Origin of the sequence: Candidatus Pelagibacter sp. HIMB1517 (genome assembly GCF_052047895.1) — a bacterium.
Classification (GTDB): Bacteria; Pseudomonadota; Alphaproteobacteria; order Pelagibacterales; family Pelagibacteraceae; genus HIMB114.
The window spans coordinates 1-22,924 of sequence record NZ_JBNAIW010000009.1 but is presented as its reverse complement, the minus strand read 5'-3'; the positions used below and the strand labels follow the sequence as shown (position 1 = coordinate 22,924).

At 29.8% G+C, this 22,924-nt stretch carries 23 protein-coding genes; 10 read left to right on the top strand and 13 right to left on the bottom strand.

The window, feature by feature from the left end; all coding sequences use genetic code 11:
* The first annotated feature begins 9 nt into the window (after nucleotides 1-9).
* Nucleotides 10-909, top strand: a complete 900-nt coding sequence (locus ACTTAT_RS05130; RefSeq protein ID WP_440679438.1) for a DMT family transporter — start codon at nucleotides 10-12, stop codon at nucleotides 907-909.
* On the opposite strand, the gene ACTTAT_RS05125 is transcribed toward ACTTAT_RS05130, so the two are convergent.
* The 4 genes from ACTTAT_RS05125 to ACTTAT_RS05110 are packed head-to-tail and all read right to left on the bottom strand — an operon-like array spanning nucleotide 899 to nucleotide 3,904.
* On the bottom strand, nucleotides 899-1,177 hold the full coding sequence (locus tag ACTTAT_RS05125) for a hypothetical protein (RefSeq protein ID WP_440679439.1): 279 nt from the start codon (nucleotides 1,175-1,177) through the stop codon (nucleotides 899-901). The genes ACTTAT_RS05130 and ACTTAT_RS05125 overlap by 11 nt on opposite strands.
* Nucleotides 1,167-2,279 carry a bifunctional 2-methylcitrate synthase/citrate synthase gene (locus ACTTAT_RS05120; protein WP_440679440.1) on the bottom strand — a complete coding sequence of 371 codons (1,113 nt, stop codon included), beginning with the start codon at nucleotides 2,277-2,279 and terminating at the stop codon, nucleotides 1,167-1,169. Before ACTTAT_RS05120 ends, ACTTAT_RS05125 begins: the two co-directional genes overlap by 11 nt.
* Nucleotides 2,279-3,184, bottom strand: a complete 906-nt coding sequence (gene prpB / locus ACTTAT_RS05115; RefSeq protein WP_440679441.1) for a methylisocitrate lyase — start codon at nucleotides 3,182-3,184, stop codon at nucleotides 2,279-2,281. Before prpB ends, ACTTAT_RS05120 begins: the two co-directional genes overlap by 1 nt.
* Before the next feature lie 33 nt (nucleotides 3,185-3,217).
* The gene (locus ACTTAT_RS05110) at nucleotides 3,218-3,904 is read right to left on the bottom strand and encodes an HAD-IA family hydrolase (RefSeq protein WP_440679442.1); all 687 of its coding nucleotides are present in this window, start codon (nucleotides 3,902-3,904) and stop codon (nucleotides 3,218-3,220) included.
* 64 nt (nucleotides 3,905-3,968) lie between these two features.
* Between ACTTAT_RS05110 and glmU the strand changes: the two genes are divergently transcribed.
* From glmU to rpsD, 7 genes are read left to right on the top strand one after another with little or no spacing between them, the layout of a single operon-like run.
* A complete protein-coding gene (gene glmU / locus ACTTAT_RS05105; RefSeq protein ID WP_440679443.1) occupies nucleotides 3,969-5,264 on the top strand; it encodes a bifunctional UDP-N-acetylglucosamine diphosphorylase/glucosamine-1-phosphate N-acetyltransferase GlmU in 1,296 nt (431 codons plus the stop codon).
* Nucleotides 5,265-5,273: 9 nt separating this feature from the next.
* Nucleotides 5,274-7,094 carry a glutamine--fructose-6-phosphate transaminase (isomerizing) gene (gene glmS / locus ACTTAT_RS05100; protein WP_440679444.1) on the top strand — a complete coding sequence of 607 codons (1,821 nt, stop codon included), beginning with the start codon at nucleotides 5,274-5,276 and terminating at the stop codon, nucleotides 7,092-7,094.
* A 45-nt stretch (nucleotides 7,095-7,139) separates the two neighbouring features.
* Nucleotides 7,140-8,516, top strand: coding sequence for a class II 3-deoxy-7-phosphoheptulonate synthase (locus ACTTAT_RS05095; RefSeq protein ID WP_440679445.1), 1,377 nt, complete (start codon nucleotides 7,140-7,142; stop codon nucleotides 8,514-8,516).
* 40 nt (nucleotides 8,517-8,556) lie between these two features.
* The gene (gene nadE, locus ACTTAT_RS05090) at nucleotides 8,557-9,291 is read left to right on the top strand and encodes an NAD(+) synthase (protein WP_440679446.1); all 735 of its coding nucleotides are present in this window, start codon (nucleotides 8,557-8,559) and stop codon (nucleotides 9,289-9,291) included.
* Nucleotides 9,292-9,311: 20 nt separating this feature from the next.
* Entirely contained in the window at nucleotides 9,312-10,658 is a 1,347-nt protein-coding gene (gene cysS / locus ACTTAT_RS05085) for a cysteine--tRNA ligase (protein WP_440679447.1), read from the top strand.
* Entirely contained in the window at nucleotides 10,655-12,259 is a 1,605-nt protein-coding gene (gene cimA, locus ACTTAT_RS05080; RefSeq protein WP_440679448.1) for a citramalate synthase, read from the top strand. Before cysS ends, cimA begins: the two co-directional genes overlap by 4 nt.
* A gap of 38 nt (nucleotides 12,260-12,297) precedes the next feature.
* Nucleotides 12,298-12,915, top strand: coding sequence for a 30S ribosomal protein S4 (gene rpsD / locus ACTTAT_RS05075; RefSeq protein WP_440679449.1), 618 nt, complete (start codon nucleotides 12,298-12,300; stop codon nucleotides 12,913-12,915).
* Here the strand turns inward: rpsD and grxD are convergent, their stop codons facing one another.
* The 9 genes from grxD to sfsA are packed head-to-tail and all read right to left on the bottom strand — an operon-like array spanning nucleotide 12,916 to nucleotide 20,121.
* Entirely contained in the window at nucleotides 12,916-13,245 is a 330-nt protein-coding gene (grxD, locus tag ACTTAT_RS05070) for a Grx4 family monothiol glutaredoxin (protein ID WP_009360073.1), read from the bottom strand.
* Nucleotides 13,245-13,475: a BolA/IbaG family iron-sulfur metabolism protein gene (locus ACTTAT_RS05065; protein ID WP_440679450.1), complete on the bottom strand. Its 231-nt coding sequence runs from the start codon at nucleotides 13,473-13,475 to the stop codon at nucleotides 13,245-13,247. The genes grxD and ACTTAT_RS05065 overlap by 1 nt, the downstream gene beginning before the upstream one ends.
* A gap of 4 nt (nucleotides 13,476-13,479) precedes the next feature.
* Nucleotides 13,480-15,669: a phosphoribosylformylglycinamidine synthase subunit PurL gene (gene purL / locus ACTTAT_RS05060; protein WP_440679451.1), complete on the bottom strand. Its 2,190-nt coding sequence runs from the start codon at nucleotides 15,667-15,669 to the stop codon at nucleotides 13,480-13,482.
* Nucleotides 15,669-16,346: a phosphoribosylformylglycinamidine synthase subunit PurQ gene (gene purQ, locus ACTTAT_RS05055; RefSeq protein ID WP_440679452.1), complete on the bottom strand. Its 678-nt coding sequence runs from the start codon at nucleotides 16,344-16,346 to the stop codon at nucleotides 15,669-15,671. The genes purL and purQ overlap by 1 nt, the downstream gene beginning before the upstream one ends.
* Complete coding sequence (purS, locus tag ACTTAT_RS05050) at nucleotides 16,346-16,585, bottom strand: phosphoribosylformylglycinamidine synthase subunit PurS (protein ID WP_440679453.1); 240 nt, start codon at nucleotides 16,583-16,585, stop codon at nucleotides 16,346-16,348. The genes purQ and purS overlap by 1 nt, the downstream gene beginning before the upstream one ends.
* A 1-nt stretch (nucleotide 16,586) precedes the next feature.
* Nucleotides 16,587-17,369: a phosphoribosylaminoimidazolesuccinocarboxamide synthase gene (gene purC, locus ACTTAT_RS05045; protein WP_440679454.1), complete on the bottom strand. Its 783-nt coding sequence runs from the start codon at nucleotides 17,367-17,369 to the stop codon at nucleotides 16,587-16,589.
* Nucleotides 17,369-18,661: an adenylosuccinate lyase gene (gene purB, locus ACTTAT_RS05040; RefSeq protein WP_440679455.1), complete on the bottom strand. Its 1,293-nt coding sequence runs from the start codon at nucleotides 18,659-18,661 to the stop codon at nucleotides 17,369-17,371. Before purB ends, purC begins: the two co-directional genes overlap by 1 nt.
* A gap of 12 nt (nucleotides 18,662-18,673) precedes the next feature.
* On the bottom strand, nucleotides 18,674-19,426 hold the full coding sequence (gene map / locus ACTTAT_RS05035) for a type I methionyl aminopeptidase (RefSeq protein ID WP_440679456.1): 753 nt from the start codon (nucleotides 19,424-19,426) through the stop codon (nucleotides 18,674-18,676).
* Nucleotides 19,426-20,121, bottom strand: a complete 696-nt coding sequence (gene sfsA / locus ACTTAT_RS05030) for a DNA/RNA nuclease SfsA (protein WP_440679457.1) — start codon at nucleotides 20,119-20,121, stop codon at nucleotides 19,426-19,428. Before sfsA ends, map begins: the two co-directional genes overlap by 1 nt.
* Here sfsA and ACTTAT_RS05025 point away from each other — a divergent pair, their 5' ends adjacent.
* Nucleotides 20,122-20,859 carry a competence/damage-inducible protein A gene (locus ACTTAT_RS05025; protein ID WP_440679458.1) on the top strand — a complete coding sequence of 246 codons (738 nt, stop codon included), beginning with the start codon at nucleotides 20,122-20,124 and terminating at the stop codon, nucleotides 20,857-20,859.
* The coding region (locus ACTTAT_RS05020) for a tetratricopeptide repeat protein (protein ID WP_440679985.1) at nucleotides 20,859-22,924 on the top strand (2,066 nt) is incomplete at its 3' end. The genes ACTTAT_RS05025 and ACTTAT_RS05020, both read left to right, overlap by 1 nt.

Genomic DNA, 22,924 nt, shown 5'->3' with positions numbered 1-22,924 from the left:
TTTAGCGAAATGAATAAAAAATTATTTTCTTTATTATGTGCTTTAATAACATCATTTATTTGGGGTACAGCATTTGTTGCACAAGATATGGGCATGGATCATATTGGTCCACTTACGTTTACTTCAGCTAGATTATTTTTAGGTTTTTTAACTTTATTACCATTTTTAATAATAATTGATTTTAAAAAAATAAAACAAGACAAGCATGATTTTAAAAAGGTTTTTATTTATCTTTTGTTTATCGGTTTTTTAATTGCTTATGGCAATGCTCTTCAACAATATGCTTTGCTTTATACTGATGTAGCAAATACTGCTGTATTTACTGTATTGTATGTCGTTTTTGTTCCATTTGTTTCTTATTTTTTTTTCTCAAAGAATATTCATTGGTCCGTGTGGCCTTCAATTTTTACATGTTTATTAGGAGGTCTATTCTTAACTGAGCTTGATAATGTTGTGGTAAGATTAGGAGATAGTATTGCATTATTTAATGCTCTTTTTTGGTCTTTTCACATAGTTTTTATTTCAAAACTTCTAAGAATTTTTAATTATCCAATTACAATTGCGGCTCTACAATGCCTAATTGGTTCAATTTTTACTTTTTTACCCGCACTCATTTTTGAAGAGGTAATTTTTGCAAATATTTTATTAGAATATAAAGAAATCTTATACGTTGGTATTTTATCTAGCGGCTTTGCTTTTATGCTTCAAATATTTAGTCAGCAAAATTTAGGCCCAGCACCAGTTGCTATTATTTTTTCTTTGGAAGGCGCTATAGCAGCATTAGCAGGCTGGATTATTTTAGATCAATTTCTAAATGAGATTAAAATCTTTGGAATATTCCTTATTATTTTTGCAGTAATATTTTCTCAAGTCGCTCCAATATATAAAAAGAATAACATCAAAAATTAGCCATTGGCATTGATGATATGAGTTTAAATATTTTATTTAAGTTTAGATCTTCTTCTTCAAGTTTTATTAAGCCATCTAATCCTATTAATGTAATCGGTGATTTAAACTCATTTTGAATGAAAATGCTTTCAATTTTATATGAAGAAAGTTTAACTTTATTATTTTTGATTTCATCTTTTATTTCTTTAATTTTAGAGTGATTTTTGTTTATGAGTATTAACCTTTTTTTCCAAAGGTATTTTTCTAAATCTAAAGTGTTATTTTTCAATTTTTCTGTGTGGTGCGCCAGTATATTTTGAAAGAGGTCTGATTAATTTGTTATTTTCAAATTGCTCCATAATATGTGCTGACCAACCTGTAATTCTTGAAACAATAAAAATTGGTGTAAAGAAATCAATATCAAAACCCATTAAATAATAAGTTGGACCTGCTGGAAAATCTAAATTTGGCTTAATATTTTTTTCTCTAAGCATCGTCTCCTCAAGTATCCTTGAAATCTCAGGCAATTCTTTGTTTTGATAATACTCCGCAGTTTTATGATAATATTCAGTCATAGTTGGGACTCTAGAATCTCCGTTTCTGTAAACTCTATGACCAAATCCCATAATTAATTCTTTATTCTTAATTCTGTTTAATATGAATTCTTCAGCTTTATCAGGAGATCCAACCTCATTTAACATGTGTGCAACAGCTTCATTTGCCCCCCCATGTAATGGTCCTTTTAAACTTGCTATTCCACCAACCACTGCACCGTGAAGGTCAGATAAGCTACTTGTGATTACTCTTGATGTAAAAGTTGAGGCATTAAAACTATGCTCTGCGTATAAAGTCATTGAAACATCAAACGCCTTCACAACTTCTGGACTTGGCACTTTACCAAAACACATATTAAAAAAATTTTCACAAAATCCTAATTTTGGATCAGGATCAATGATATCTTGTCCTTTTCTAACTCTGAAGTTTGCTGCGACAGCTGTAGATATTTTAGCCAAAAGTCTCATTGATTTTCTCATGTTTGCTTCTTTAGAGTTGTCAGCAGCATCAGGATCCTCTAACCCCATATGACTAACTGATGTTCTTGTCGTATCCATTGGATGAGCATTTTTTGGATAGTTTTTGATAATAGATTTTAAATTTTCAGATATAGGTCGATTTGCTCTTTCTTCTTTTTCAAAATCTTCTAGTTGTTTTGAATTCGGAAGATCATCATGAAGTAATAAGTAAGCTACTTCTTCAAATTTACATTTTGCACATAGGTCTTGAACTGTATAACCTCTGTAAGTTAATGAATTAATTTCAGGCATTACTTCAGAAACTTTTGTTTCATCAGATATAACACCAATTAAGCCTTTTTTAATTTCATCGCTCATTATTCATGTCCTTTTTGTGAAAAATTAAATACTGATTGATCAAATTCTCCATATTTTTCATAATCAACTACTTCATAAAGTCTTTTTCTAGTTTGCATTTTATCAATAACATTATTTTGATGTCCTTCTTCAAAAATTTGTCTAAGTCCATCTTCTACGTTTTTCATTGCTAATCTTTGTGTAGTTACTGGGTATATAACTAAATTATAACCAAGGTTTTCTAGTTCTTCTTTTGTTAAAAGTTTAGATTTTCCAAACTCTGTCATGTTAGCTAAAAGATAACATTTTAACTCTTTTCTCATTTTTGCAAATTCACTCTCATCTTTCATGGCTTCTGGAAAAATCATATCAGCACCAGCATCAACATAAGCTTTGCAACGATCTATTGTTTTATCTAAGCCTTCAACTGCATTTGCATCAGTTCTAGCAATAATTAAAAAATTTTTATCAACTCTAGCATCAACTGCTGCTTTTATTTTTTTAACCATATCTTCGGTTGAAACGAGTTCTTTATTATCTAAATGACCACATCTTTTAGGGTTAGTTTGATCTTCAAGATGACATCCAGAAACACCTAAAGTTTCAATAGTTTGAATAGTTCTTGAGACATTCATTGCTTCACCAAATCCCGTATCAATATCAATAATCGTCGGAAGGTTTGTTACTCTTGCTATTTGATGTGAGCGATTTGCTACATCATTTAATGTTGTAAGTCCGATATCTGGAAAACCCAAATCATTAGCCATAACGCCACCAGATACATAAACTCCATCATATCCGATTTGTTCAATTAATTTTGCGACTAAAGGATTATAAGCACCAGGAAAACGTAAAAGTTTTCCGCTTTTTAATTTGTTTGCAAATTCAGCTTTTTTTTCAGTAGGATTTTTTTCTACAAAATGCATGTGCGGTTTATACTACAATAATTTTAATAATAATTATTTAATAGTAAGGTAATTTGACGCTATCTGCTTAACTACCTCAAAATCTTCAATTAAATGATCATGATGAATATCTTCTAGTTTTTGTTCAGTATACCCATCGTTAATTAGAATAAAATGCACCCTTGCTGCTTTAGCGGTATTTGCATCTGTTTCAGAGTCTCCTAGCATAATAGAATTTTTTTTATCAATATCCAAAATATCTAAAATATCAGTAAGGTGTCTTGGATCTGGTTTTCTATAATCAAATGTATCTGCACCTGCAACATAGTCAAAATATTTATAAAGATTAATTTCTTTTAAAAGTTTAATTGCAAGATCTTCTCTTTTATTTGTGCAGACTGCACAAATAATATCTTTTTCTTTACACCAATCTAATAGAGAGATTACATTTTTTCTAATTGTAGAATGCCCGGAAATATTTTTTCTATAAAAAGATATAAAATCATCGGTCATTTGCTTGTGAGTTTGAGGATCAATTGGATTTTTTTTAATCAAGTTTCCTTGAGCATCGATTGATCTAATTAACATTGCTGCAGCTCCACGACCTGCCAAATGCCTAATACTTTCTAGTGGTTTTTCTTCATAACCATATTTTTTCATGACATAATTATGAGCCGTCATAAGATCTGGAGCGGTGTCTACTAAAGTACCATCAAGGTCAAAAACTAAACAATTTTTCATCAATTAATTAAGTAACAATTTGTGAATTAATACTGACTCATATTAGTATATTACACAATCACTTATGGCAAATAACCTAAATATCCTTATTCTTGCTGCAGGCAAGGGAACTAGAATGAATTCTAAATTGCCAAAAGTTCTTCACAAGCTCAATGAAAAAACAATGTTAGAGCATGTTTTGGACCAGTCTAAATTATTAAAGCCAAAAAAAGTTTTTATTTTAATAAATAAACAAATGACATTTGTTAAAAAATTATTTCCAAAAGAAAATTTTTTAATTCAAAATCCTCAGTTAGGTACTGGCCACGCAGTTCAAGTTTTTTTAAACAAGGTTAAAATTAAAAAAAGTGAAAAATTGTTAGTTTTGTATGGTGATAACCCACTCGTTGAAAGCAAAGACATTCAACTAATGTATGACAAGATTAAAAAAAGTAATTTAGTTTTATTGGGTTTTGAAAAAAAAAATAACAAGTCATATGGAATTATTATTCATAATAAGAATGGAGTTAGTGAGATTATTGAATTTAAAGAAGCCAATTCAAGGCAAAAGAAATTAACAACATGCAATTCTGGAATAATAGCTTTTGATAACCAATCATTAAATCTTGTAAAAAAAATAGATAATAAAAACAGGAAAAAAGAATACTATTTAACTGATATAGTTAAGCTTTCGAGGCAATATCGCCTTAAAATTAACTTAGTTTTAGCCCAGAACGAGAAAAATGCTGTTGGCGTAAATGACCAAATCGAATTACTAGAAGCAGAAAAAATTATGCAAGATAGATTGAGAAAAAAATTTATTAAACAAGGTGTTAAGTTTGTTGATCCTAGTACTGTTTATTTGTCATCAGATACTAAAATTGGAAAGAATGTAAAAATAGAGCCATTTGTAGTGATAGGAAAAAAAGTAACCATAGGCAACAATGTAATTATAAAATCTTTTAGTCATTTGGAAGACGCAAAGATTAAAAATAAAGTTGAGGTTGGTCCTTACGCTAGATTAAGACCTGGTTCAATTTTAGAGGATAATTCAAAAGTTGGAAATTTTGTTGAAATAAAAAAATCTAAAATAGGCAATGGATCAAAAGTAAATCATCTTTCATATATCGGAGATGCTTCGGTTGGAAAGCAAGTTAATATTGGAGCAGGAACAATTACTTGTAATTATGATGGTAAAAATAAGTTTAAAACGACTATTAAGGACTCAGCATTTATCGGCTCAAATACGTCATTAATTGCCCCAGTTACAATTGGTAAAAATTCTTTAGTTGGCGCAGGCTCTTCAATTAGTAAAAGTGTAAAAGATAATAGTTTGGCATTAACAAGAGCTGAGCAAAGAAATTTAAGAAAAAAGAAATAAAAAAATAAAATGTGTGGAATTGTAGGAATAAATAGCAGCAAGCCTGTAACTGGAGTTATATTAAATTCTCTAAAAAAATTAGAGTATAGAGGATATGATTCAGCTGGAGTGGCAACGCTTAAAGATGGCTTCATTAACGAAACAAAATGCGAAGGTAGAGTAGAGAGCTTAGAAAATATAATTTTAAAGAATAAAAATGACGGACCTATTGGTATTGGTCATGTTAGATGGGCAACCCACGGACAGCCAAGCCAAATTAATGCCCATCCTCATTCATCAGAAAAAGTATCTGTAGTTCATAATGGTATTATTGAAAATTCAACTTTATTAAAAAAACATTTAATTAGGGCTGGTCATGAATTTAAATCCCAAACAGATACTGAGGTTATTACTCACTTAATTACAGAATATTTAAAAAAAAATGATTTAAAAACTTCAATATTAAAAATGCTAAAGAGATTACATGGAAGTTTTGCTCTTGGAATTATATTCAAAGATTTTCCAGATATTATTGTTGGAGCGAGAAGAGGTTCTCCATTAGCTGTTGGCTATGGACCAAATGAAAATTATTTAGGTTCAGATTCTTACGCTTTAAAAACAATGACGAATAAAGTCAGTTATCTTAATGATGGTGAGTTTTGTTTTATACATAAAAATCAAGTTGAGTTTTTTAATTCTGAAGGTGAAAAAGTTAATAAAGAGGTATTAGAGGTTTCAACTGATGATCAAGGTTATGACAAAGGTAATTTTAAACATTTTATGGCAAAAGAAATTCATGAACAGCCAGATACAATTAAATCTTGTTTAAAAGAGTATATCGATAAAATTAACAAGGAAATCAATATCATTAATTTCCCGTGGGATAGTAAAAAAATAGAGAGTATTAAGTTAATCGGATGTGGAACCGCTTATCATTCTTGTTTAATGGCTAAATATTGGATTGAACAATTAACTGATATTGAAGTTGAAACTGATATTGCCTCTGAGTTTAGATATAGAAAAAATAAATTTAAGAACTCACAATTATACATTTTTGTATCTCAGTCAGGTGAAACCGCAGATACTTATGCAGCTTTAGATTTATGTGTAAAAAATAAAATGAAAACTTGCTCTGTTGTAAATGTTGTTGAAAGTTCGATTGCAAGAGACTCAGACTATGTTTTGCCAATTCATTGTGGACCAGAAGTTGGTGTCGCGTCTACAAAGGCATTTCTAGGCCAATTACTAGTATTATATTTATTAACATTAAAACTGTCTATTTTGAGAAATGAAATTTCTAAAAACGATTATAGTAAAAAAATTGATAATCTTTTAGAGCTTCCGAAATTAATTGAAGGCACTTTAAAATGCGAGAGTGAAATTCAAGAAGCTTCTAAAGATTTTTCTAAAGCAAAAGGTTCAATGTTTTTAGGACGAGGATATTCTTTCCCAATAGCACTGGAAGGTGCATTAAAGCTTAAAGAACTTGCTTATGTTCATGCCGAAGGTTATCCAGCCGGAGAAATGAAACATGGTCCTTTAGCTTTAATTGAAAATGGGATGCCTGTTGTTGTGATTGCCCCACGTGATGAGTTCTATAAAAAAACCGTATCTAATATGCAGGAAGTAATATCTAGAGGTGGTAAAGTTTTATTAATATCGAACAAAAGTACAGATGAAATAAGTTCTGAAAATTTATGGAAAAAAATTCAAGTTGAAACAATTTCAGAAGATCTTTTCCCTTTTCTTGTAACGATCCCATTGCAATTACTTGCTTACTACGCTGCAAATTCTTTAGGTTACGATATTGATAAACCTAGAAATTTAGCAAAGTCAGTTACCGTAGAATAATTTATCTTGTTAATTACATCTTAGAGTTTATATACTCATGGTTGTATGACTAATTGGAAATTAAATAGCTGGAGATCTAAACCGATCAAGCATCAACCTGTTTATGCTGATCAGGGAAAGATAGATAATGTTTTAAAAGAGTTATCTACTTTTCCTCCATTAGTTTTTGCTGGAGAGTCTAGATCCCTAAAGAAAAAACTTGGCGAAGTTTCTCAAGGAAAGGCATTTTTGCTTCAAGGTGGAGATTGCGCAGAGAGTTTTTTAGAATTTCATCCAAATAACATCAGGGATTTTTTTAAAGTGGTATTACAAATGTCACTTATATTAACAGTATCTTCAAAACTACCTGTTATCAAAGTTGGTAGAGTAGCTGGACAATTTTCAAAACCCAGAAGTTCACCAGTTGAAGTTAAAGATGGAAAGGAATTACCTAGTTACTTAGGTGATAACATAAATTCAATGGAATTTACCAAAGAAGGTAGAGACCCGCAGCCAGAAAGATTGCTAAAGGCTTATTCTCAATCAGCTGCAACATTAAATTTACTACGTGCTTTTTCTCAAGGAGGTTTTGCTGATCTGAATAAGGTACATTTATGGAATATGTCATTTGTTAATGAGACAGCACAGAAGAAATATAAAGAAATTGCTGAAAAAGTTAGTGATGCACTTGCTTTCATGGAAGCTTGCGGAATAAATTCAGAGAACAATAGAAGATTAAGGACTGTTAATTTTTATACAAGTCACGAGGCATTATTGCTACCTGTAGAAGAAGCAATGACAAGAATAGATTCTACAACTGGTGAATATCACAATACTTCTGCACACTTTCTGTGGATTGGAGATAGAACTAGACAATTAGATGGTGCACATGTTGAATACTGCAAAGGTATAAAAAATCCTTTAGGTATAAAATGTGGACCTACATCTGATCCAAAAGAAATTGTAAAATTAACTGAGGTTTTGAATCCTGATAATGAACCGGGTAGAATAACTTTGATTGCAAGATTTGGTCACGATCAAGTTACAAAATTTTTACCAAATTTAATCAAAGAAGTTAAAAAAGCTGGACGAAATGTAATTTGGTCCTGTGATCCTATGCACGGAAATACAATCAAATCTTCTACAGGTTTTAAAACTAGACCTTTTGATAATGTGTTAAGTGAAGTAAAGAATTTCTTCAAAGTACACCAAGATCAAGGTACTTTTGCAGGAGGTTTGCATATTGAGATGACAGGTCAAGATGTAACTGAGTGTACAGGTGGCGCTCAAAATATTACTGATAAGGATTTATCGAATAGATACCATACTCATTGCGACCCTAGATTGAATGCTAATCAAGCATTAGAACTTGCTTTTTTAATTTCAGAAGAAATTAAGAAAAATGCTAATTTTTCTAAAAATGGCATACAAGAAGCGTCATAACTGCAATTGTAGTTTTTTATATCCTTGATAACCTGAAATTATGGACGTTGAAAAAAGAGTAAGCATAATTAAAGATTGGATTGTTGACTATGTTAACAGCATGCCAAAAAAAGCGTCAACTTTAGTTGTTGGTGTGTCTGGTGGAATAGACTCTGCAGTAGTAAGCACCATTTCTTCAATGACTGGCATTAAAACAATTGTTTTGTCTATGCCAATTAGACAAATCAAATCACAAGATGATTTAAGTAAATTACATTGTAACTGGTTAGAAAATAAATTTAAAAACACAAGTTATCTAAATATTAATCTTGATGATGTTTTTACAAATTTTCAAAATGCTCTTGGACCAAATGATAACGAACATGCTTTTGCAAATTCTAGGGCAAGACTAAGAATGACAACCTTGTATCAAGTTGCAGGCTCAAATAATGGAATTGTAGTTGGAACAGGTAATAAAGTAGAGGATTTTGGCGTAGGTTTTTACACGAAATATGGAGATGGAGGGGTTGATATTTCTCCAATAGCTGATTGCACTAAAACACAAGTTTGGGATATGGGAAAATTCTTAAAAATTGACCAAAAAATTATTGACGCTCCTCCTACAGATGGCTTGTGGACTGATGGAAGAAATGATGAGGATCAATTAGGCATGTCTTATCAAGATTTAGAAGAAGCCATGATTAATCCAGATTCAAAAAATTTTGAAAAATATAAAAAAATTAGAGAAAATAACCTTCATAAAATGAAGGAAATACCTGTTTGTAAATTTAATTAAGGTGTTTATTAATTATTTTAATGGCACTTAAAATTTCAAATACTTTAACTCGATCTAAAGAAAAATTTATACCAATAGATGAAAAAAATATTAGAATGTATGTTTGCGGCCCAACCGTATATGATTATCCTCATGTTGGAAATGCAAGACCATTAATTGTTTTTGATTTATTATTTAGATTATTATCTAAAATTTATCCAACTTCTAAAGTTACATATGTAAGAAATATAACAGACATTGATGATAAAATTATTGAAGCATCAAATAAATCTAAAATTTCAATTCAAGATCTTACAAGTAAAGTAACAAAAGATTTTCATGATGATTGTAATTACCTAGGATGCCTCAATCCAACAATAGAACCTAAAGCTACAGAGCATTTAAATGAAATGATTAATTTAATTAAAAAATTAATTCAAAATGATTTTGCCTATGAGTCTAATGGACATATATATTTTCAAGTTACAAAATTTAAAAAATATGGAAATTTATCCAATAAAAAAATTGAAGAATTAATTTCTGGTTCTAGAGTTGAGGTTTCTGATAACAAAAAAGAACCAGGAGACTTTGTTCTTTGGAAACCTAGCAAAGAAAATGAACCTAGTTGGGACTCTCCATTTGGAAAAGGGCGCCCAGGTTGGCATCTAGAATGTTCCGCAATGTCTGAAAAATATCTTGGTAATCATTTTGATATTCATGGCGGAGGTTTAGATTTAATTTTTCCCCATCATGAAAATGAAATTGCCCAATCTGTTTGTGCTAACAAAAATGAAAAATTTTCTAATTACTGGTTACACAATGGTTACGTTACTGTTGAAAAACAAAAAATGTCAAAATCACTTGGTAATTTCATTACCATTAATGAATTAAAAAAAAATTATAATGGACAGGTTGTAAGACTCGCTATGCTAAGCACACATTATACTCAACCATTTGATTGGAATGAAAATATTTTAGATGTATCTCAAAAAAGCTTAGATAAATGGTATGAATTTTATTCTGATGAAAAAGAAGAAATAAGCGAAGAAAATTTAAAATTTTTATTAGATGATTTAAACACACCTTTAATGATTTCAAATATCCATGAGTTATATAAAAAAGCAAAAACTGGAGACAGTTTGTCGGCTAAACAGTTATCATCTTCATGCAAAATTTTAGGTTTATTTAATCAAACCTACGATGAATGGAAAAACTTTAAAAAAATAGGAAAAATTACTGCAGAGGAAATAGAAAAATTAATATCAGAGAGAAATAAAGCTAGATCTAAAAAAGATTTTAAAACATCAGATGAAATTAGAGATTTGTTAGTAAGCAAAGGTGTTCTAATTAAAGATAAAGATGGTATTACGACCTGGGAATATAAATGAGTAAAGAAAAAATTTATTTATTTGATACTACTTTGAGAGATGGTGCTCAAACTGAAGGTGTTGATTTTAGCATGGATGACAAAGTTAAAATTGCTAATGGATTGTCTGAAGTTGGCATAGATTATGTTGAAGGTGGTTGGCCTGGTGCAAATCCTACAGATACAAGTTTTTTTAACGAACCACCAAAATTAAAAAGTAACCTAGTTGCTTTTGGAATGACGAAAAGGTCTGGCAGAAGTTGCGAAAACGATCCTGGTATATCGTCAATTGTAAACGCAAATGTTAATCATGTATGTATTGTTGGAAAGAGTTGGGATTATCATGTTGATGTTGCTCTTGGTATCTCTAAAGAAGAAAATTTAGAAAATATTAAAGATACAACTAAATATTTTATTAAAAATAATAAAGAGTTTATGTTTGATGCTGAACATTTTTTTGATGGTTATAAAAATAATAAAGATTATGCTCTATCTTGTTTAAAAGCTGCTTATGATAATGGAGCTAGATGGATTGTTCTTTGTGATACAAATGGCGGAACACTACCTAATGAAGTCGCCGAAATTGTATCCGATGTATCAAAAATAATTCCAAATGATCATATAGGTATACATGCCCACAATGATACTGGTAATGCAGTTGCAAATTCATTATCTGCAGTATTAGCGGGAGCAAGACAAATACAAGGAACATTAAATGGATTAGGTGAGAGATGTGGTAATGCTAATTTAGTTTCAATAATACCTACATTAATTTTAAAAAATTCTTTTAATAAGAATTTTGAAACAAACATTGATACTAAAAAACTAAAAAAACTTACAAATTGCTCTAGGTTATTGGATGAAGTTTTAAACAAAACTTCAAATAAACATGCTCCATATGTTGGCGCATCAGCTTTTGCACATAAAGGAGGATTGCATGTTTCTGCTGTTCAGAAAGATCCTAAAACATATGAGCATATTGAGCCAGAGCAAGTTGGTAACGAAAGATCAATTGTAATTTCTGATCAAGCAGGTAGATCAAATATTTTATCAAGATTAGAAAAGCTTGATATTCAAATAAATAAAGACGATCCTAAAATACAAACTATTTTAGATGAAGTTAAAGATAGAGAGTTTACAGGCTATTCTTATGATGGAGCAGATGCTTCTTTTGAACTTTTAACAAGAAGGTTGTTAGGAGAGGTTCCAAATTATGTACAAATTAAAAATTATGAAGTTAAAATTGCAAAAGATACCGATAAAAAAAATATTAACTCTGTTGCCAAAGCTTATTTAATTGTTGATGGAAAAGAAATTCTTTGTGAAGGTGAAGGTAACGGTCCTGTAAATGCATTAGATCAAGCAATAAGATCTAATCTTGATAAAATTGGAAAGTATTCAGATTATTTAAAAGATTTAAGATTGATTGATTATAAAGTTAGAATCTTAAACACAGGCACAAATGCAACAACTCGAGTATCAATTGAAAGCTCTGATGACAAAGGCAAAAGTTGGTTTACCATCGGTGTATCACCAAACATAATAGAGGCTTCATTCAAGGCTCTGTTAGATAGTATAGATTACAAGCTTTTTAAGGAAAATGCTCCCTCAAGTAGCAATTGACAATAGGTTTTTGATATCTATAACTCCAGTTTTTATAAATGACAAAAAGAATAAAATCTAAGCATAAAGTTGATAGAAGGTTAGGGGCTAACATTTGGGGCAGACCAAAAAGTCCATTTAATTCTAGAGCTTATGGCCCGGGTCAACATGGACAAAGATCTTCAGCAAAACCGTCAGATTACAAAGTTCAGTTACAAGCAAAACAAAAATTAAAAAATTATTATGGAAATTTAAATGAAAGACAGTTTAGAAATTTATATAGAGAAGCAGATCGTAGAAGAGGAAATACTGGAGAGAATTTAGTAGGTCTTTTAGAAAGTAGATTGGATGCAGTGATTTATAGAGCAAAATTTGCAACAACTGTTTTTCAAGCTAGACAGCTAATTAATCACGGACACGTAAAAGTTAACGGTAAAAGAGTAAATATTTCAAGTTTCAAGTTAAACGACAAAGATGAAGTAGAGATTAAAGAATCTTCTAAACAACTTGCTTATGTATTAGCATCAACGCAATTAAAGGAGCGCGATGTTCCTGAATATATTGTTGCTGATCATAAAAAAATGACAGCTAAATTAGCAAGAGTTCCAAAGTTTGATGAAATTCCATACCCAGCGATAATGGAACCAAATTTGGTAGTTGAATATTATTCTAGATAATTACTTTTTAAAATTAATGCCTTTGTCTTCAAAAAGTTTTTGAAGTTCTTTTTTTTCAAACATTTCTCTTACAATATCGCAACCTCCAACAAATTCTTCATTAACATAAAGTTGAGGAATTGTAGGCCAATTACTATATTCTTTAATTCCATTTCTAATTTCTTCGTCATCCAAAACATTAATACCGGTAAATTGTACTTCTAAATGTTTTAAAACATTTGCAACAGCCATTGAAAAACCACACTGAGGCATATCGGGGGTGCCTTTCATGAATAATACGACTTTATTATTTTTAATTATTTCATCTAATTGTTTATTAATTTCTGACATTATTTTTCCTCTGTTGTTAAGGCTAGCGCATGAAGCTCAGCACCCATTTTACCTTTTAAAGCTTTATAAACCATCTGATGCTGTTGTACACGGTTTTTACCTTTAAATTGCGATGATTTAATTTTTGCAGAGAAATGATTATCATCACCTGCGAGATCTTGAATTTCAATGTCTGCATCAGGAAAACCTTCTTTTAACAATTTTTCAATTTCTTCTTGTTTTATTGCCATGAGATTAATTGTTATATTTATAAAACCAATCTTTATTTAGTTTAGATAATTCTTGTAAATCAAATTTCAAGTCATCATCTATGTTAATTTTTTCTGATGTTTTGCCAATATTTTCAAAGTAAACATTTAAATCTACAAGTTTTTTTTCAAAGCTATTTTTTTTTTGATCATCAACCTCAACAATATATCTAGACTGATCCTCACCAAATAAAAATTTAACTCTATCCAATGATTTTTTATTCGTATTTAATTTAAAACCAATTTGAGAAGCTATACTCATTTCTAATAAACATAAAATTAGACCACCTGATGATATGTCATGACATGACTCAATTGAATTTTCATTTATTAGTGATCTGATTGCTTCACCATTTTTTAATTCATCACTTAAATCAATAGATGGCGGAGGACCTTTTTTTAAATGTAAAAGGTCATAACAGAGTATACTTTGTTCTAGGTGACCAATTGTTTCACCAATAATATAAATATTATTATTTTTATTTTTAAATCTTGAACTTTTTACTTTTGAAATATCTTTAATTAAACCTACACCACCAATTGTTGGAGTTGGATTAATGCCAACACCATTAGTTTCATTATAAAGAGAAACATTTCCAGATATCACTGGATAGTTTAATTTCTTACAAGCTTCCGTCATACCTTTGATGACACCAACAAATTGACCCATGATTTCTGGTTTTTCAGGATTACCGAAATTTAAGCAGTTGGTAATCGCAATAGGTTCAGCACCTACAGCACATAAATTTCTATACGTTTCACATACTGCTTGCATTCCTCCAGTATAAGGATGGGAATTGCAATATCTTGGCGTGCAATCGACAGAGGCTGCAATTGCCTTTTTATTATTGCCATGAACCCTAATAACCGCAGCATCACCACCTGGAAATTGAGCGGTATCGCACATAACCATATGATCATATTGTTCCCACACCCATGATTTATCGGCTTGGTTTGGATGGGATAATAAATTTTTAATTGTTTGTTCCAAATTGATATTATCTAGTTTTTTTTCAAGATCGCTATGTTCTGGTTTTTTAATTTCAATCCATTCTCTTTCATATTTTGGAGCTTCATCTGCTAATGCAGAAATTGGAATGTCGCAAACAGTTTTATTGTCATATTTTAAAGTGAGGTTTTTTGAGTCAGTCAAAATTCCGATTACAGAAAAATCTAAGTCCCATTTTTTAAAAATCTTTTCAGCTTCTTTTTCTTTTCCAGTTTTAAGAACGATAAGCATTCTTTCTTGGCTTTCAGATAGCATCATCTCATAAGGAGTCATACCTGTTTCGCGGCATGGAACTTTGTTAAGATCTAATTCAATTCCAATATTTCCTTTTGAAGCCATTTCTACCGAAGAAGAAGTTAAACCTGCAGCCCCCATATCTTGAATAGACACAATCGTATCTGTTTGCATTAATTCAAGACATGCCTCTAACAATAATTTTTCAGCAAAAGGATCCCCAACCTGAACTGTAGGTTTTTTTGACTCTGAGTCCGAGTCAAATTCCTGAGATGCCATAGATGCACCATGAATTCCATCTCTTCCAGTTTTTGAGCCTACATAAATTACCGGATTACCAACTCCACTTGCAATCGAATAAAAAACCTTATCTTTTTTTGCTAAACCAATATTCATTGCATTAACCAAGATATTTCCATCGTAACAGCTATCAAATTCTACTTCTCCACCAACAGTTGGAACTCCGATACAATTTCCATATCCTGCAATTCCTGCAACCACACCATTTAAAAGATGTTTAGTTTTTGGGTGATCAGGTGAGCCAAAACGAATTGCATTTAAATTAGCAATTGGTCTTGCACCCATAGTAAAGACATCTCTCAAAATTCCACCAACACCAGTAGCCGCACCTTGATAAGGTTCAATAAATGATGGATGGTTGTGACTTTCAATTTTAAATATAGCAACATCACCATCATCAATATCAATTACACCTGCATTCTCACCTGGTCCTTGAATTACCCTGTTATTTTTGGTTGGCAAGGTACCTAACCACACCTTTGAAGATTTATAAGAACAGTGCTCATTCCACATTGCTGAAAAAATTCCAAGTTCAGTAAAGTTTGGATTTCTTCCTATTAAAACTTTTATTTTTTCATATTCTTCCGGTGTTAAACCATGCTGAACAGCTAAATCTAAATTTACTTCTGTCATTAATTTAATAATGATTGAAAAATACCTGAACCATTTGTTCCACCTAAAATATTTTCAACACATCGTTCAGGGTGGGGCATCATTCCAATTACATTTTTATTTTTATTAATAATTCCGGCTATGTTTAAACAAGAACCATTTGGATTGCTTTCATCGTTAATATTTAAATTTTCATCACAATATTTAAGTACAATTTGCTCATTATTTTGTAATTCATTTAATGTTTTTTCATCAGCAAAATAGTTTCCTTCATTATGAGCAATTGGAATTTTTATTTTTTCATTTTTTTTATATTTTGACGTGAATGGTGTTGAGTTATTTTCAATTAAAAGATTTACATATTTGCAGATAAATTTTAGCTTTTTATTTCTTAACAAAGCTCCAGGTAACAAACCAGTTTCTGTTAAAATTTGAAAACCATTGCAAATTCCAATTAAATAACCACCTTTATCCGCATGCTTAATAACTTCGTTCATTATGTTTGATTTAGAAGCCATACTTCCGCACCTCAAATAATCTCCATATGAAAAACCGCCAGGCAAAACAACTAAATCGGATTTTGGCATTTCATTTTCCTGATGCCAAACCATTGTAGTTTGTATTCGAAATTTTTCTAATGCAACTTTTACATCTCTGTCACAGTTTGATCCTGGAAAAACTATGACATTAGCCTTCATTAAATCTTATTAAATTTAAAGTTTTCTATAGTTTGATTTGCAAGTAATTTTTCACATGAAGACTTAACTAAGTCTGATGCTTTATTTTCATCAGTTTCACTCACTTCTAGTGTAAAATATTTTCCTTGGCGAATATTTTTGACAGCACTGAGCCCAATATCACCAAGTGCGTTTTCAACCGCTTTACCTTGAGGATCTAATACTTCTTTTTTAAGTGTTACGAATACTTCGAACTTCAATTTATTTTTTTTTAAGTTTAATAGTTTTAGATATTCCTGATTTTATTTCCATAATATTGCTGCCTTCTGGCATGATTCCTAACCTTTTTGCAACTTCAGTGTAGGCTTCAACTAAGCCGCCAAGACCTTTTCTAAAACGATCTTTATCTAATTTTTTTTCATCTTTTGTATCCCACAATCTGCAAGTGTCAGGACTTATTTCATCAGCAAGAATAACTCGACTTTCATCAGTATTCCAAACTCGTCCAAACTCAAGTTTAAAATCAACCAGTTTGATACCTACGCCTCTAAATAAACCGATCAAAAAATCATTAATTCTAAATGCGGTCTCTGAAGCTTGAGCTATTTCTAAAGTAGATGCCCATCCATTTACTTCAATATGTTCTTCAGTAACAAGCGGGTCATCTAAGTCATCATTTTTATAATAATATTCTATAATCGGTCTTTTAAGCATTGTTCCTTCAGCTATTCCCAATCTCGTAGATAAAGATCCAGCTGCAATATTTCTTACAACAAACTCAATTGGTAGAATTTCACAATTTTTAATTAATTGTTCTCTCATATTTAATCTTTTGATTAAATGTGTTTCAATACCAATATCGTTTAACTGACTTAATAAAAATTCAGAAATTCTGTTATTAAGAACTCCTTTTCCTTCTATAACCGCTTTTTTTTTATTATTAAACGCTGTAGCATCGTCTTTAAAATACTGAACTAGAGTATTTCTTTCAGGACCTTCGTATAAAATTTTTGCTTTACCTTCGTATATTTTTTTTCTTCTCATTATTTTAAAACTCTTCCTAGTATATGATTAATATACCTTTTATGGTAATTAACATCAAATAACCGTTTGAGTTCTTTTGCGGTTAAGTTTTTTTGAATTAGTTTATCTTTTTTCAAATTATTATAAAAATCTTCATTTTTATCCCAAGTTTTCATTGCATTTTTTTGAACAACTTTATAGGCATCCTCACGCTTAACTCCTTTTTGAGTTAGTTTTAACATAACTCCTTGAGAAAAAATTAAACCTTTAAATTTGTTTAAATTGCTTTCCATTGTTTTTGGATGAACAACTAAATTTGCAACTACATTATTTAATCTAATGAGTAAAAAATCTAGAGTAACAGTGGCATCAGGTCCAATATTCCTTTCAACGCTCGAGTGAGAAATATCTCTTTCATGCCACAAAACTATATTTTCCATTCCAGGAATTGAATAACTCCTTACCAATCTTGCTAAACCAGTAATATTTTCAGACAATACTGGATTTCTTTTATGTGGCATAGCAGATGAACCTTTTTGTCCTGATGAAAAATACTCCTCAGCTTCCAAGACCTCAGTCTTTTGTAAATGCCTAACCTCAGTCGCTAATCTTTCTGCTGAACTAGCAATTAATGCAAGAGTATTAAAAAAGTGAGCGTGCCTATCTCTTGGAATTATTTGTGTGGAGATTGGCTCTGGTTTTAAGCCAAGTTTTTTTGCAACAAACTTTTCAATATTAGGCCCTATGTGAGCAAATGTTCCAACAGCTCCAGAGATTGCACATGTTGAAATTTCCTCAATTGCTTGCTCTAATCTCTTTTTATTTCTTTTGAATTCTGCGTAATAAGTAGCAAGCTTTAAGCCAAATGTTACCGGCTCTGCATGAATTCCATGACTTCTGCCAATAGTAATAGTATTTTTGTATTTTATTGATTTTGTTTTTAAAGTTTTTAAAAGTTTATCAATATCTTGATTAAGTATTTTTCCAGCTTGCTTTAGTTGCAAATTAAAACAAGTATCTAAAACGTCAGATGATGTCATTCCTTGATGGAGGTATTTTGCTTCTGGACCAACTTTTTCTGCAATAGATGTTAAAAAAGCAATAACATCGTGTTTTGTTTTCTTTTCAATATCATCAATTCTTTTAATATTAATTTTTGATTTCTTTCTTACTTTTGCCGCTACCCCTTTCGGTATAATTTTATATTTTTCCATTGCTTGAGCAGCAAATATTTCAATATCTAACCAAATTTTAAATTTATTCATCGGCTCCCAAATTTGAGCCACTTCTTTTCTTGAATATCGTGGAATCATTAAGCTATTGTATTATGAAAGGGTAAAAATTTCATACCCATTATTTGTTATACCCACAGTGTGTTCGAATTGTGCTGATAGAGACTTATCTTTTGTTACTGCGGTCCACCCATCATTTAAGAGTTTAGTTTCATATTTTCCAGCATTTATCATTGGTTCAATTGTAAAAACCATTCCCTCTTCTAATTTTGGACCTGTCCCCCTTTTTCCGTAATGAAGAATGTTTGGCTCTTCATGAAAATTCCTGCCAACTCCATGGCCACAAAAATCTCTAACAATAGAATAACCTTTTTTCTCAACAAAATTTTGAATTTCATAACCAATATCGCCTAAATGAACTCCAGGCTTAAGAACTTTAATAGATTCGTCCAAAGCTTTTTTTGTAGTTTCAACTAAGTTCTTTGCTTTAACCGATACTTTTCCAACACAAAATGTTCTTGATGTATCGCCATGAAAACCATCAACAAAAGAAGTAACATCAACATTAATTATATCGCCTTCTTTTAAAATTTTTTCAGAAGGTATTCCGTGACAAACAACATGGTTAACAGATGTACAAATAGATTTAGGAAAACCTCTGTAAAAAAGAGGTGCTGATACAGCATTATATTTTTTTAAAAAATTAACACACCAATCATCGATCTCTTGAGTTTTAATACCTGGTTTAATTTTGTCTGAAACAAAATCTAAACATTGAGAGGAAATTCTCCCAGCGTTTCTAAGTTTCTTAAATTCATCTGGATAGTATTTATTAAATTTAGACATTAAATTACGACCTTTATCTTTTTGTTGACTGATATTTCTTTCTCATTTACATTGCAAGAGTAGGCAATAATTTTTACACCATTTTTTTTTGCTTTTTTAATTTCGTTAAAATAACCGGGGTCGATATCCTCTGCAATTTTCATAAGTTTTATATCTTCTCTTTGTATTAAAAAAAGTAAATAACTTTCATAACCTTTTTTGATTGCCTCTTGAAGATGAACGAGATGTTTTTTTCCTCTAGCTGTAACAGAATCTGGAAATTCAGAGATATTTTTTTTCCTACTTAAAGTAACATTTTTTACCTCTAGAAATAGTTTTTTATTTTTATTATTTAATAAAAAATCAAACCTTGTTTCTTTTGTAAACTTTGCCTCTCTTTTTAAAAGGTTGTAGTTTTTAATTTCTTTAATTTTTTTATTAATCAAAGACTCTTCTACAATACGGTTTGCCCTGTGAGTGTTAACACCTACATTGCTTTTTTTGTCATTAATAATTTCTAATGTAAATTTTAATTTTCTATTTTTGTTATCACTTTTCGAAATCCATACATTATTACCGCTATCTAACAAACCTAGCATTGAACCAGAATTTGGGCAATGAGCTGTTATTTTTTTTTTATTAAAATTAATATCAACAAAAAATCTTTTATATCTTTTTATAAATTTACCATGTAGAAGTTTAGGACTTATTTTCATATGAATTTACAAAAAGAGTTTACAGCAGCAATTGTTATTATTGGCAATGAAATCTTATCTGGAAGGACTGTTGACAAAAATACATCTTTTTTATCCTCATGGTTAAATGATAAGGGGATTAGCGTTGAAGAAGTAAGGATAATACCCGATAAAGAAAAGGTAATAATTGACACTGTTGATCATTTAAGAAGAACATTTGGATATGTTTTTACCACTGGTGGAATTGGCCCTACCCATGATGATATTACCTCTGAATCTATATCAAAAATGTTTTCTCAAAAATATCAATACCATCAAGAAGCTTATAAAATCTTAGAAAAATATTATGAAAATCAAGATTTTAATGAAGGTAGAAAAAAAATGGCAAAGATGCCAGAAAAAGCCAAGTTAATTCAAAATCCAAAAACATTTGCTGCAGGTTTTTATGTTGAAAATGTTTTTGTATTACCTGGTGTACCATCAATTTTACAGGCTATGGTAGTAAATTTAGATAAATTAATCTTATCTGGCAGTAAAATTTTATCTGCATCAATAGATACTTCTTTACGTGAAAGTTCCATAGCTCAAGAATTGGAAGAAATTCAAAAAAAATATAAAGATGTAGATGTTGGGAGTTACCCTTATTTTAAAGAAAAACCAGGAACAGTGTTGGTTATGAGATCAACAAATAAAGAAAGCATAGATTTGTGCGAAAAAGAAATTAGATTGCTGGTTAAAGAAAATATTATAAATTCTTGATGTTGGAAGAACTAAAGCAAGCATTAAAACTTCATAAAGAACAAAATTTTACTCAAGCTGAAAAAGTATACCTAGGTATTTTGCAAAAAGACCAGCAAAATTTTGAAACCTTACAACTTCTTGGCACCTTGTATCTTCAAACTGGTAAATTTGATGATTCTGAGGTTTTTTTAACAAAAGCTTTAAAAATTAATTCAAACAATCCAAATGTATTAAACAACCTGGGAATTTTATTTAAAAATAAAAAAGATTTTAAAAAATCAGAAATTTTTTTTAAAAAAAATATTAAAATTAATAATTTTTTAGATAGCAAAATTAATTTGGGAAATGTTTATATTCTATCTGAAAAGTTTGAAAATGCGTTAAATCTATTTAAAGAATTAAATAAAAATAATAATGATTTAAAAATATTAAATGGTCTTGCATGGTCATATTATTTAAATGGCCTGTATTCTGAGTCTGAAACTTTGTTTGAGAATATATTTTCTAAAAATATTTTTTATGATGAGTTGTACAGAAATTACTCTTTAGTTTTGAATAAATTAAAAAAATATAATTATGCTTTAAAAGTGATAAATAAAGTTCTTTTTTATAATAAAAATGATTTTGAAGCATTGATTATAAGGGCAGATATTTTTTTAAACTTAAATCAAAATGAAAACGCAGAAAAAGATTTAAATTATGCCAAAACATTACAGCCTGAAAATCCTGTAATTTTAAATGCAATCACTGAATACTTCAAAAAAAGTAAAGATTTTGAAAAAATTATTGATTTATTAAGAAGTTTAAATTTTGATGATGAAAACTATTCTGAACTTTCAATTAGATTTTTAAGAGCAAAATTAAACTGTTGCAATTGGGATGGGCTAGCAAGTCTTTCTGAAACAATAACAACACTAGTCAAAAAAGAAATTCCTCTAGAGCCATTAAGCCTAAAGTTTATTATAGATGATGAAAAAATACACTCAAAGGCATCTGAAATTTTTTGGAAAAAAAGATATAATTATGAAAATTTTAAATTTAGCTTTTTAAAAAAAGTAAATAAAAAAATTAAAATAGGATATTTTTCACCAGATTTTGGTGATCATGCTGTTACACACCATGCTTTAAAACTCTTTACAAATTATGATAGAAATAATTTTGAAGTTTTGTGTTTTTCATCTTATTCAAGAAAAGATAATTTTAGAGACATAATTAGAGAAAACGTTAATCAATTTTATGACATTCAAGACAAAAACAATTTAGAAGTTTTGGAAATTTTAGACAAAGAAGGTTTGGATATTGCCGTTGATTTAGCTGGTCACACCCAATACAGTATGTCAAAATTTTTTCAATATCCAATAGCAAAGAAAAAAATTATCTATTTAGGCTTTCCTGGAACAATGGGTTCAAAAAATTCATATGATTATATTATGTGTGACTCAAATATTATCCCTGAGTCTTTTAAGAATTTTTATTTTGAAAAAATTCTTTATATTAAAAATTGTTTTACAGATTTAGGGGATTTGCGTCTTTTTAATAATTTAAAAAGGAAAGATTTCAATTTACCAGATAAATTTATTTTAATTGGAGCGATGAACAGAACAGACAAACTATTACCCGAAGTATTTGATATTTGGATGAGTGTTATAAATCAATTGAAAAATGTTTTTTTATGTATTCCAAGAAATTCAAAAATTGTTGAAGATAATTTAAAAAAATATTGTGAAAATAAAAAATTTGATTTTAGCAAGATTCTTTTTCTTCAAAGACTTGACACGAGAGATGATTATTTAAAAAGATTAAGTTTAATGGATTTTTCATTAGATACATTTCCATATAATGGTCATACCATTTCTTTGGATAATCTAAGATCTGGTGTGCCAGTAATAACAATGCAAGGGTCTTCTTATGCAAGTAGAGTCACTTATTCCCTTTTAAAAAATCTAAATATGGATGAATTGATATCCAATTCGATTGAAGATTATAAAAATAAAATAAAATTCTATTCAGAAAAAAATTTGGAATTAAATAAAATTAGAGAGAAATTAAAGGATAGTTTTAAATTATATAATAATGAAAATAA

Bases quoted from the DNA above. Each gene is read 5' to 3' on its own strand.
- ACTTAT_RS05130 (WP_440679438.1), top strand. From the start codon at position 10: ATGAATAAAAAATTATTTTCTTTATTATGTGCTTTAATAACATCATTT.
- ACTTAT_RS05120 (WP_440679440.1), bottom strand. From the start codon at position 2,279: ATGAGCGATGAAATTAAAAAAGGCTTAATTGGTGTTATATCTGATGAA.
- prpB (WP_440679441.1), bottom strand. From the start codon at position 3,184: ATGCATTTTGTAGAAAAAAATCCTACTGAAAAAAAAGCTGAATTTGCA.
- ACTTAT_RS05110 (WP_440679442.1), bottom strand. From the start codon at position 3,904: ATGAAAAATTGTTTAGTTTTTGACCTTGATGGTACTTTAGTAGACACC.
- glmU (WP_440679443.1), top strand. From the start codon at position 3,969: ATGGCAAATAACCTAAATATCCTTATTCTTGCTGCAGGCAAGGGAACT.
- glmS (WP_440679444.1), top strand. From the start codon at position 5,274: ATGTGTGGAATTGTAGGAATAAATAGCAGCAAGCCTGTAACTGGAGTT.
- ACTTAT_RS05095 (WP_440679445.1), top strand. From the start codon at position 7,140: ATGACTAATTGGAAATTAAATAGCTGGAGATCTAAACCGATCAAGCAT.
- nadE (WP_440679446.1), top strand. From the start codon at position 8,557: ATGGACGTTGAAAAAAGAGTAAGCATAATTAAAGATTGGATTGTTGAC.
- cysS (WP_440679447.1), top strand. From the start codon at position 9,312: ATGGCACTTAAAATTTCAAATACTTTAACTCGATCTAAAGAAAAATTT.
- cimA (WP_440679448.1), top strand. From the start codon at position 10,655: ATGAGTAAAGAAAAAATTTATTTATTTGATACTACTTTGAGAGATGGT.
- rpsD (WP_440679449.1), top strand. From the start codon at position 12,298: ATGACAAAAAGAATAAAATCTAAGCATAAAGTTGATAGAAGGTTAGGG.
- grxD (WP_009360073.1), bottom strand. From the start codon at position 13,245: ATGTCAGAAATTAATAAACAATTAGATGAAATAATTAAAAATAATAAA.
- ACTTAT_RS05065 (WP_440679450.1), bottom strand. From the start codon at position 13,475: ATGGCAATAAAACAAGAAGAAATTGAAAAATTGTTAAAAGAAGGTTTT.
- purL (WP_440679451.1), bottom strand. From the start codon at position 15,669: ATGACAGAAGTAAATTTAGATTTAGCTGTTCAGCATGGTTTAACACCG.
- purQ (WP_440679452.1), bottom strand. From the start codon at position 16,346: ATGAAGGCTAATGTCATAGTTTTTCCAGGATCAAACTGTGACAGAGAT.
- purC (WP_440679454.1), bottom strand. From the start codon at position 17,369: ATGAGAAGAAAAAAAATATACGAAGGTAAAGCAAAAATTTTATACGAA.
- purB (WP_440679455.1), bottom strand. From the start codon at position 18,661: ATGATTCCACGATATTCAAGAAAAGAAGTGGCTCAAATTTGGGAGCCG.
- map (WP_440679456.1), bottom strand. From the start codon at position 19,426: ATGTCTAAATTTAATAAATACTATCCAGATGAATTTAAGAAACTTAGA.
- sfsA (WP_440679457.1), bottom strand. From the start codon at position 20,121: ATGAAAATAAGTCCTAAACTTCTACATGGTAAATTTATAAAAAGATAT.
- ACTTAT_RS05025 (WP_440679458.1), top strand. From the start codon at position 20,122: ATGAATTTACAAAAAGAGTTTACAGCAGCAATTGTTATTATTGGCAAT.